Source organism: Pseudomonas sp. GM21 (assembly GCF_000282215.1).
Taxonomy (GTDB): domain Bacteria; phylum Pseudomonadota; class Gammaproteobacteria; order Pseudomonadales; family Pseudomonadaceae; genus Aquipseudomonas.
Genome location: NZ_AKJS01000129.1, coordinates 55,376 through 66,532 on the forward strand (window position 1 = coordinate 55,376; position 11,157 = coordinate 66,532).

At 58.3% G+C, this 11,157-nt stretch carries 5 protein-coding genes; 3 read left to right on the forward strand and 2 right to left on the reverse strand.

Features of this window, described 5'->3' with window-relative positions:
- Positions 1–235 precede the first annotated feature (235 nt).
- The 3 genes from PMI22_RS07905 (at position 236) to PMI22_RS07895 (ending at position 8,985) form a co-directional block, all read left to right on the forward strand.
- Entirely contained in the window at positions 236–5,191 is a 4,956-nt protein-coding gene (locus tag PMI22_RS07905) for a dermonecrotic toxin domain-containing protein (protein ID WP_081502817.1), read from the forward strand.
- Between the two features lie 79 nt (positions 5,192–5,270).
- Positions 5,271–7,034, forward strand: a complete 1,764-nt coding sequence (locus PMI22_RS07900) for a dermonecrotic toxin domain-containing protein (RefSeq protein WP_007947569.1) — start codon at positions 5,271–5,273, stop codon at positions 7,032–7,034.
- A 46-nt stretch (positions 7,035–7,080) separates the two neighbouring features.
- Entirely contained in the window at positions 7,081–8,985 is a 1,905-nt protein-coding gene (locus PMI22_RS07895; protein ID WP_007947571.1) for an NEL-type E3 ubiquitin ligase domain-containing protein, read from the forward strand.
- A 77-nt stretch (positions 8,986–9,062) separates the two neighbouring features.
- Here the strand turns inward: PMI22_RS07895 and ureC are convergent, their stop codons facing one another.
- Together ureC and PMI22_RS07885 are read right to left on the reverse strand one after the other, a co-directional pair.
- Positions 9,063–10,763, reverse strand: a complete 1,701-nt coding sequence (gene ureC / locus PMI22_RS07890; protein ID WP_007947572.1) for an urease subunit alpha — start codon at positions 10,761–10,763, stop codon at positions 9,063–9,065.
- A 171-nt stretch (positions 10,764–10,934) separates the two neighbouring features.
- A partial coding sequence (locus PMI22_RS07885) for an urease subunit beta (protein WP_007947573.1) occupies positions 10,935–11,157 on the reverse strand: 223 nt, incomplete at its 5' end.

Genomic DNA, 11,157 nt, shown 5'->3' on the forward strand with positions numbered 1-11,157 from the left:
GTTTCCTGACTGAAGGTCTTGGCAGCTTAGTCTTTTTACCGACGGCCCAATACTACCGTTCACGCGCAGGTTCAGAGAACGAGGCGGTCAGGGTGGTAATTAATTATTTTTCAGGTTTTAAAGTTGAATGTGAGTGACTGTTTTCAAGCGGTTTGTCAGCAGTTATTTAATCTTTTGTTTTTGTCGTCGTTGCATAAGCTAGGTGCTCTTGTCGTCGCATAGGGGTTTTTGCGAAATGGAAGCGTCATCAGATGGAACTGTATTGGACACATCTTCGTCGGTGTCCGACGAGGGTGAGAACGTTTATCTGGAATACCTCACACAAAAAGTCCCGGCGTTTATAAAGACCGTGCCCGCTGACAGGCTTGAATCATTCGTCAAGCAAAGTCCGGCCGTTCCCGAGTGGTATGCCCGTGCGCGCGCCATGGATCGCCAGTACCTGAAAGGGCTTATCGATGAGCGCTGGCGATTGCAGGGCCCTTTGGAAAAAACACTCAATGATTTGCAACAAGACATCAACACCTTTGCGCAACCGTTACTTGTTCACGCCCTGAAAGATCAGCTGGATCTTGAACTGGACGTTAATACAACGTTAGTGCGGCTTTATGTTCCCGCCACACTGACATTTGGCATTGATACCCATGCCAGTCGAATCAGGCAATACACGTTGCTGGAAGCGGCTCTGCACAATTTTGAAGAGCCGGAAACACAGGCCGGCGCCTTTCGCGATGGCTCCGGTATTTTCACCCGGGATGCCGAGGGGGAATTGCAACGCCAGACACTGACGGTCGAACAGTTTGCCTCCCTGTGCAGGACGCTGGATATCGGCGCCCAGTATCAAAAACACATGACTGCATTGCTCAAGCCGGAAAACGTTGATGCCAGGACTACGCTTGAGCGGCATGCCGTCGCCTGCGAAATAGCGGCTTTCAACGAGTCAGCGCTTATTGCGTATCTGAAAAACGACCTCTCTTATTATTCATACAGCAAGTTGCAGGACGTACGGGATCGTAAAAGCAACATCATGCTGGGCAGTCGGCCCCTGCAATGTCATCGCTTGTCTCTCATGGGGTTCAAACTGACCGGCGTTGTATTGTTCAGCGCAGTGGCAGACTCCTCGCTGGTGAAAAAAACCTATGACAGTCTGATTCCGGCGCACCAGCAATTGCTGATGGAATGGTCTCAGCGCTTGTCGATATTGCCGGGCCAGGAGTTCGAGCAGTTCAAGCTGCTCGAGGCGTTTTTCGCCAACGGCCCCAGCGGCATGATTGATGAAATGCTCCGTCAGGATGATATCCATCAACAAAGTCGTCTGGACGGTACATTGATCGCTTATATACCGGACGACCCTGATCACCCGCTCAAGGAATATGCATCGTTCACTGAGTTCATGAAGGTGCTGATCAGCCAGTTGCGTGCACCGGACTATCAACAGTTTTTCAGTCGGTTCGTGGCGCAAAAAGACAAGGGTCGTTTTTTCTCGCGAGTCAACGAGCGCCTCACTACCTTTACCTGGCATCAACGCGAGCCCTTGGATATGGGCCCCTGGTGGAGGGAAACCGCCACGGAAAACCCCGATGCAGAGCCGGTCACCAACCTCGTCACGGGCGATATCTGGCGTCATATTTCAGGTTGGCGCAGGGAGAAAGCCATCGCCGACGCGCGACACATTGCCGTCCCGACGGGTGATGAAGATGCCGCCACTCGCTGGGCGCGGTTGACCAGTTACTTGAGTCTGGGCTGGAACGTGTTCAATTTCGGCGCCCTGTTGGTGCCCGGGCTGGGCGAAGCGATGTTGGGCATCATGGTCGGGCAAATGCTGCTCGAAACCATGGAGGGCATTGAAGACTGGAGCAAAGGCGACAGGGACGAAGCCGCGGGTCTGCTAGCCGGGGTCATGATCAATGCGGCCCAGGTGGCACTGATGATGGCCGGCCACGTATTGCCCGCTCGGCTCCCGACGCCAGTCAGGGCGTCGTCTTTTGTTGACCAACTGAAAAAGGTCGAACTCCCCGATGGCTTTACCCGTCTCTGGAACCCGGACCTGAAACCCTATGAGCACTCGGTTTCCCTGCCCAAGGATGCACTGGCGAATGAGCGAGGTCTTCATCGACACAATGGCAGGGACTTTCTTCCACGGGAGGGCAAGCACTTTGAGGTCACCGACGATCCGCTGACCGGCCAGCCGCGTTTTCAGCACCCGAACAGATCGACGGCCTATCAGCCGAAGATGAAACACAACGGTGCCGGTGCCTGGCAGACCGAATTCGACCGTCCCATCGAATGGGACAAGACCACCCTCATGCGGCGTCTGGGACCTATGGTCGACGGGTTTGATGAAGCGACGCTGGAACACGTCCGTATCGCCAGTGGTGTCGAAGAAAATGCACTGCGCAGGTTGCAGGTGGAAAACGCCGCGCCACCGGCGTTACTCGTCGACACGATAAGACGCTTCCAGGCATGGGCTGAAACCGAGAAACAGCAAGGCCCGTTGACCTACCTGCAACGAAAGACCCGTTTCGATACGCTCTATAACGCCCATCAATTTTCAGGCAATGCCGGTGTGCGGGTGATACAGGACGCCTTTTCGCACTGCCCGGCCAACCTTGCCGAAGAGCTATTGGCCGCCGCTGCGCCCGAAGACCTGCGTGCGGTTTTGGAGAAAAAACGTCTTCCCTTGAGGCTCAAGGAGCAGGTGCGTGCAGCCTTGCTGGAGGTGCGTACGACGCGTGCCTATGAAGGGCTTTTCCTTGAATTTCTGTACACCGCAGATACCGAAAGGCTGGCGTTGCACACCCTGGAAACATTGCCGAACTGGCCTGGCGATGTGCGCATCGAAATCCGCGAGCATTCATTCACCGGTCCCCTGCGAGACAGCATTGGCCCGCAAGACGCAAGCGTGCGAAAAGTGCTGGTGAGTAGCGACGGTGACTATCAGGCGCGGGACGCTGCCGATGAGCATCTGCATGGTGCCGACAATCTGTTTGCTTCGGTGCTGCATGCGCTACCCGACACGCAACGTATTGCGCTCGGTTATGAGATCAATCAAGGGGAAACACTCAGGCAAGCGGTTCAAAGGGCACCACTGGCGCGGGACCGGTTGCAACCGATACTGGCGGACAACCCGATCCGCAAGCCGTTTTATGATCCGCAAACGATGAAACTTCGCGGCGGTATGCAAGGTGGCGTTCAAGGCATTCAACGCCTCACCGCACGGCTGACTCCACAGGAACGGGTCAGGAGTGTGCGTCCCGGCTGGACAGAAGATGAAGCCCGGGCCTTTCTGGAGGGCGACGGTCGCGAAGGCAGCCCGCAGCAGCGGGCCAGTGAACTTGTGTCGCAGTTCAACCGACTCAACGCCAACTTCCAGCGCTGGCTGAATTCACCCACTGACTCCTTCAGGTTCAGCGCCGCAGGAAGAGCCGAATGGCAGTCAAGAAATGCCTTATACACAGCGATCAGGCAATGCTGGCAGCACACCGGGGCGAGGGATATGGACGTCTTCGGCAATGTGCATGGAATAACACTGGACCTGAGCGGTATGCCACTGGGCAGGCATTTGGCGACGATGCCGCCTCTGGAGGGTGATTTCGGGCATGTCACCCGCCTGAATCTGCTGAACACCGGGTTGGCCGATGCTCAAGTGTCGCTGCTCGATCACTTCCCCAGGCTTCGCCACCTGAACCTCAACGAAAACCCGCTCACACGGTTTCCTCGCGTGGTGGGCCGGATGCATGGGCTGACAGAGTTGAATCTGCGTGGCAATCGGATGGTGCTGGACGAACCGGCGGTGGCCGATCTGGGCGGGCTTGTGCGCCTGGAAAGCCTGGACCTGATGGGTAATCCGTTGGGATGCGTTCCCGATATCGGCCGCATGCCCATGCTGCATACACTGCTGTTGACTGATACGGGCATTTCCACCTGGCCTGACGGATTGTTTTCCCTGCCCAGGTTCCGGCATTTTTATCTGGATATTCAATTGAACCGGATCCTTGACGTCCCTCCGGTTGCGCGGGGCAGCGCCGATGCGGAACTGTTGGCGCGCACGGTATTGAGTCGCGATCCGCGGTGGTTGCCGGAGGCCAATCTGCAGACGTTGCGCGACTACATTCAGTCCGTCGGTATGGACCCTGATCGGCCTTATCCGCCCCGTGGCATACGCGATAGCCTCGATTGGGAACAAGGGCTGACCCGGCCTGAGTGGGTCGCCCGACAGGAAGTCTGGAATGAGGTCGAGGATGAGCACGGTTCAGTGCCATTTTTCAACGAGATCCGCAAGCTGACCGAGTCGTATCACTTCAAGCATGACATCGCCTTTCGGGTGGACATGACCGCCAAGGTCTGGCGCATGCTCGACGCCATGTCCCAAGACACCCCGCTGCGAGAAAAACTGTTCACGATGTCGACGGCGCCGACGCAGTGTGTCGATGGCGGGGCTCAACTGTTCAATGCCATGGGTGTGGAAGTGTTGATTCACGAAGCCTATGAACTGACGAGCCGGAATCTGGTGGAAGCAGAGCTGCTGCAGCTGGCGCAGGGCAAATCCCGTCTGGATGAGCTGAGCAGAATCGCCCACAAGGTCATTGGTGAGCGAACGAGTCAGGGCGAGCAGTTCAGACGCGTCAATGCGGCAGGTGAGGTCACGGGCACCATTGATGAAGTCGAGGTCCATCTGGCCTACATGACGGACCTGGCCGACCGCCTCGAACTGCCCTGGCAGTCTCGAAAAATGCAGTTCAGAAACATCGCCGCGGTCACGCCACAGATGATCGAAGCGGCCGGTCAGCGTGTGCTGGATCTGGAGGCCGGGGACTTGCTGCGTGATTCGATCAGCGAGCAGCCGTTCTGGTCTTCTTACATCCAGGGCTCCAATCGTCGTGCGTTCAACGCCATCCGGCGCCGTATCGACGCGACCACCGATTTTTACATGGCGCTGGAAAAACGGGCGACTCCGTCCCTCTCCTTGCCGGAAAAAGCGCAATTGAAAGAAAAAATCCGGGTACTCGCCGCCGAGCTTGGCAAACCGGAAAGCGAGTTCGCCCCGGGACTGGTCATGAGCGCTCAAGCGTATGAAAGCGAAATGGGCCAGCTCAATGCCCAGACGCAAACATTGCTCAAGACGCTGACCCGACAAGCGATGGACCGGGCAAAACTGCAACGGGCCGAAACGCCCCTCACCCTGAAACACTGAATCGACGTGGATGTCGATGACGGCACGAAAACCGATGGTTTCGTGCCGGCCTATTACTTCGTACATAAGGAAATGTACCTTGCGAAACACTCACGAAAGCAGCAACAAAAATGCTGCGCAACCACCGGCTACCGAGCAGCAAAGTGTTCACGCCGAATTCATGGCCAGCGCCGTTCCGGCCTGGCTGGTAAATGCTTCCCCCGAACGGCGAGAGGCAGTGAAAAACGCTGCGCTCGTTCTTCCCGACTGGTACCAGGCGGCATCGCCGGCGCAGCGTCAGGCCTTGAACGCGAGTTTTGTGGCGAGTGTGACGTCGCAGACCCTGCTGGATAAAACGATGTCCCGCCTGCAGGACATTGATGCTTTTGCGCAGCCGTTACTGGTCAAGGCGCTCAAGGATCAGTTCGCCGTGGAACTGGACGTCACTAAAACCTTCCTGCAACTGAAAAAGCCTCTGGAGATGGGCATTCTGGACATCGAGGTCGGCACCTTTGAGGTGCTGAAGTTGCCGCTGCTGCAAGCCGCGCTGCACAACTTCGAAGCGCAGGAGTGTGCGCCCGCTTACTTCCATTCCTCCTCAGGCTTTGTTGTCGAATCGACGCCGGGCCAGTTCAGCGAAGTTCCCACGGCCCTGACGGTGATGCAGTACCTGAAGCTGTGTCGGGAGCTGGACATTGGTGCGAAGTATCAGGCGTATCTGAAAGACTTTTTGCAACCTTCCAGTCCCGTGGCCGAAGCCGTGCTGCGCAAGCGCTTTGTGGACAGTCAAAAAGCTGCGATGCGCGCGGCTGCCGAGCTCGCCTTGCTGAAGAAGGACATCGAACCCAAGGATTACTCGATGATCCTGTCGGTGATTGACGGAGAACTCAACCCGAAGATCGACAACACACCCGTGTGGATATGCGACCTGGTGTTGATGAAGAAACGAATGACCGGCTGCGTGCTTTTCCATATCTGCGAAAAGTATCGCTACTCCGATGATATCCTTCTCTACATTCCCCACGACCCGCAGCACCCGTTGAAACGCTACAAGGGCCGGGAAATGGAGGCGACCTTGAAGCGTCTGTTCATGGCCTCTGACGCCTCGCCACCGGCTAACGGTGGCCCGACGGCGTATCAACGCTTTTTCAGCCAGTTCGTTGCCTATGCCGATCGTCCATATTACTTCAGTCAGTTCACACGCAAAGCCGCGGATGCCCCGCCAGACCGGCTAGCGCCCTTGCGATCGCCCTTGTGGAAAGCGATTGAAGTGCTCCCTCCGTTTTTTTCTGCCTTCTACCAGCTTAACGAGCTACCTCCCGAATCACCGTCCCGACAGGAACCGGTCGATGAACTTTATCTCCCGATCAAGGGCTACCGGCAGCATGGTTTCTGGGGGCCGAACGTCGATCCCTGGGTGGATCTCTATGAGCAAAGTCGTAACAAAATCCTGGCTGATGCCCGCAGCCACGCAGTTCCCTCTGCCGATGTCGATGCCAGGGTCCGGGCAGAAAAAATGGCTCGGCTGCTCAATATCGGCATGCTGGTATTGAACGCCGCCTCGATGTTTGTACCGGTGCTGGGTGAGGTGATGATCGGGGTGATGGCCGGCCAGATCCTGTACGAGACATTTGAAGGTGCCATTGAGTGGAGCGAAGGTGATCGCAACGCGGCCTGGGCTCACCTGACCGACGTGGTGGAAAACCTCGCGCTGATTGCCGTGCTGCACGGGGCAGGAAAAGGCCTGGGCAAACTGGCAGCGGTGAAGCCCGAACCCGTGGTCGAGGCGTTGAAACCCGTTTACCCGCGAGGGCTGGCAGCAACTCAACGACTATCGGGACCGTCTGCAAGCGCTAAGGCCTGAACTCCTGGAAGGAAGCTTGCCGGATGCCTTTAAAGTGCAGGACTCAATGAGCGCCAGGGTTCGTCAGCTGTACCCCGACTTCGACGAATTCGAGGTTGAAGCGTTTCTGCAAACCCACGGGCTCGCGGCTCAGACCGAGCTGGCTCGCCTTGAGCGTGAGTATGAAACGCTGAATCAGCAGCTGTCGGCCTGGGCGTTTTCCGGGGGCGGCGCACGTTCGCGCTACGTTCGCGCCGGTCAAATGTCCGCAGGTTTGTCCGAACGGGCAGAGCGCTACACCGCCGCCGATCGCATTCGAGAATGCTGGAGGCGGCAATCCCCGCAAAGGAACGCGGTCGACGGTAGCCCGATCGGTTTTGAGCTCGACTTGAGTGGCCAGACGCTCGACAGCGTGCCGGACCTTGAGGCCGATTTCAGTCATGTGGGTTCGCTCAAACTCAACAACATGGGCCTGAGCGTTTCGCCAGAAGGGTTTCTTGCGCATTTCAAAGGCGTGCGCTGGCTGGACCTGTCGAACAACCAACTGACGGCTATACCCCCGGCGCTGGATGACATGCACGGGCTGACGCGTTTGTTTTTGCAGCGCAATCGCATACGCCTGACGTCGGAGACGGCGGCGATCCTTTCGCGAAGGACAACACTCAGGGCGATGAACCTGGGGCGAAATCCGTTGGGCATGGCGCCGGACTTTACTCAAATAACCGATATGCGCTCGCTCAATCTGAATTCGATCGACATTGAGACATGGCTGGTGGGCCTGGGTGGGCAACCGCTACTGGATGTCATTGATTTGAGAAATAACCGGATCACGACGATCCCGGAGGCGGTTATTGCACCGCCTGCCGAAAGGCTGGAACAGGTGGCAGGCCTCAACAACTTTACTCTCATCGGTGATAACCCGTTGTCCGAGGTCACCCAGCAACAGCTGCGCGATTATTGGAGCCGGCTCGAGCGCGAACGTCCGGATTTGTGGGGAGTCAGGCGACCGGGCGTCTTCGAGTATCGAGCCCCAACCGGGCACGCAATAGTGGGAGGGCAGGAGATGGCTGGGCTTCAGCGTTGGCTCAAAGACCTGCCCGCTGACCAAGTCCCGGCGAGACAGACCCAATGGCAATCACTGTCCACGCAGGAGGGCTCCCAAGGTTTTTTCAGTGTGCTCAGCAAACTCGAGAATGCCGGCGCCGGCCATGCTGACCTTCAACTACGCGTATGGGAAGTCGTCGACACCATCACCGAGGTCAACCCCGAGTCTTTGGCGTTACGTCAGGAGATGTTCGAGTGGGCCGGCAGGCCTGCCTGTTGTGATCGTGCCGCGTTGTCATTCAGTAACCTGGAAATCATGGCGCTGGTGTACCGGGCGCGGACGCTGGCCATGGACGGCGAGCAGAGTGCAGGCCTGCTTAAACTGTCCAGAGGCTTGTTCCGGCTGGACGAGCTCGAGAAAATCGCCTTGGCCGATATTGAGCAACGCACCACCGCGATCAATAACACGCCGGGTTTGTCGGCGGGCCTCAAGGCACAGCAGATCCGGTTACTGGAAGAGGTCGAGATCAAACTGGCCTATCGTTACGGGCTCAAGGACCGGCTCGGATTACCGGGACAGCCTCGGCAAGTCCGTTTCGTCCACATGGGTAAAGTCACCCCCGCGATGCTTGATCAGGCCTGCGCCAAGGTGCTGGCGCTGGACGGCTCGCCTGAAGAGTTTCAGTCGCTGGTGGCGAAGGATTTCTGGAAAGATTTCATCACCAACAAATATCGGGTGCAATTCGAAGCGCAGCGCGAGCCCTATCAGGATCGTCTGGCCAGTCTGCGTGATCGTCAGCAGGCAGGTGAACTATCAGAGGCGCGATTCAAGGTGCAATCCGCTGACCTGGATGCTCAATTGCAGATTGAGGAAGCTGCGCTGATCGAGAAATTCACTCGTGAGGAGCTGATCAAACACCCGCTCTGATCAAACGCTGTTGACCGATGAACAAAGGCCTGGATCTGCGCAAGCATCCAGGCCTTTTCTGTGTGTCGCTCAACCGGTCAAAACAGGAAATAGCGCTGCGCCATCGGCAACACATCCGCCGGCTCACACCACAGCAACACACCGTCGGCCTTGACCTGATACGTCTGCGGATCGACGTCGATGTTCGGCAGGTAGTCGTTGTGGATCAGGTCGGTTTTCTGCACCTCGCGACAGCCTTTCACCACTGCGATTTTCTTCTTCAGGCCCAGTGCTTCGGGAAGACCTGCCTCCTGCGCCGCCTGGCTGATGAAGGTCATGCTGGTGGCGTGCAGCGATCCCCCATAACTGGCGAACATCGGGCGGTAGTGCACCGGTTGCGGCGTCGGAATCGAAGCGTTGGCGTCGCCCATCAGACTGGCGGCGATGGCGCCGCCCTTGAGGATCAGTGTCGGCTTGACCCCGAAAAACGCCGGGCGCCACAGCACCAGATCGGCCCATTTACCCACTTCAATCGAACCCACTTCATGGCTGATGCCGTGGGTGATTGCCGGGTTGATCGTGTACTTGGCGATGTAGCGTTTGGCGCGGAAGTTGTCGTTGCCTTCGCCATCACCGGGCAGCGGGCCGCGCTGTTTTTTCATTTTGTCGGCGGTCTGCCAGGTGCGGGTAATGACTTCGCCGACGCGGCCCATGGCCTGGCTGTCGGAGCTGATCATCGAGAACGCGCCGAGGTCGTGGAGGATGTCTTCGGCGGCAATCGTCTCGCGGCGGATGCGGCTTTCGGCGAAGGCCACGTCCTCGGCAATGCTCGGGTCCAGGTGATGGCAGACCATCAGCATGTCGAGGTGTTCATCGATGGTGTTGCGGGTGAACGGCCGGGTCGGGTTGGTGGAACTCGGCAGCACGTTGGCAAAGCCGCAGGCCTTGATGATGTCCGGCGCATGACCGCCTCCCGCACCTTCGGTGTGGTAGGTGTGGATGGTGCGACCCTTGAAGGCGGCGAGGGTGGTTTCGACGAAGCCGGATTCGTTGAGCGTGTCGGTGTGGATTGCTACTTGCACGTCGTACTGGTCGGCGACACTCAGGCAGTTGTCGATACTTGCCGGGGTTGTGCCCCAGTCTTCGTGCAGCTTGAGACCGATGGCGCCGGCCTTGACCTGCTCGATCAAGGGCTCAGGCAGGCTGGCGTTGCCCTTGCCGGTGAGGCCGATATTCATCGGGAACGCGTCGGCGGCCTGGAGCATCCGCGCCAAGTGCCATGGCCCGGAGGTGCAAGTAGTGGCGTTGGTCCCTGTAGCCGGTCCCGTGCCGCCGCCGATCATGGTAGTGACGCCGCTCATCAGCGCTTCTTCGATCTGCTGCGGGCAGATGAAGTGGATGTGGGTGTCGATGCCGCCGGCGGTGAGGATCATGCCTTCACCGGCGATGACTTCGGTGCTGGCGCCGATGGCGATGGTCACGTTCGGCTGCACGTCCGGGTTGCCGGCCTTGCCGATGCCGGCGACGCGGCCGTCCTTGAGGCCGACGTCGGCTTTGACGATGCCCCAATGGTCGATGATCAGCGCGTTGGTGATCACGGTGTCGACGACCTCGGCGGCCAACAGCTGGCTCTGGCCCTGACCATCGCGGATGACTTTACCGCCGCCGAATTTCACTTCTTCGCCGTAGGTGGTGAAGTCTTTTTCGACTTCGATCCACAGCTCGGTGTCAGCCAGGCGGACCTTGTCGCCGACGGTGGGGCCGAACATGTCGGCGTAGGCTTGTCTTGAGATTTTCATGGGTTTGCCTTGGGATTCAATTGTTCTTCAGACCGCTCGCATAGCTCGCTATCGCAGCCTCGCTGCGCTCGACAGCTCCTACGGGTGTTCGCGTAAATTCCCTGCTGCGCCCGGTCCCTGAGGAGCTGTCGAGTGAAACGAGGCTGCGATCTTTTGGACGCACTGCAGAAATCAGTCGAGGTCACCCATGATCCTGCCGGCAAAGCCAAACACCCGGCGGTGCCCGGCCAGGTCCACCAACTCGACTTCCCGGCTCTGCCCCGGTTCAAAGCGCACGGCGGTGCCGGCGGGGATGTTCAGGCGCATGCCGCGGCTGGCGCCGCGGTCGAAGGTCAGGGCGTCGTTGGTTTCGAAAAAGTGGTAATGCGAGCCGACCTGGATCGGCCGGTCGCCG

Bases quoted from the DNA above. Each gene is read 5' to 3' on its own strand.
- PMI22_RS07895 (WP_007947571.1), top strand. From the start codon at position 7,081: ATGAGCGCCAGGGTTCGTCAGCTGTACCCCGACTTCGACGAATTCGAG.
- ureC (WP_007947572.1), bottom strand. From the start codon at position 10,763: ATGAAAATCTCAAGACAAGCCTACGCCGACATGTTCGGCCCCACCGTC.
- PMI22_RS07905 (WP_081502817.1), top strand. From the start codon at position 236: ATGGAAGCGTCATCAGATGGAACTGTATTGGACACATCTTCGTCGGTG.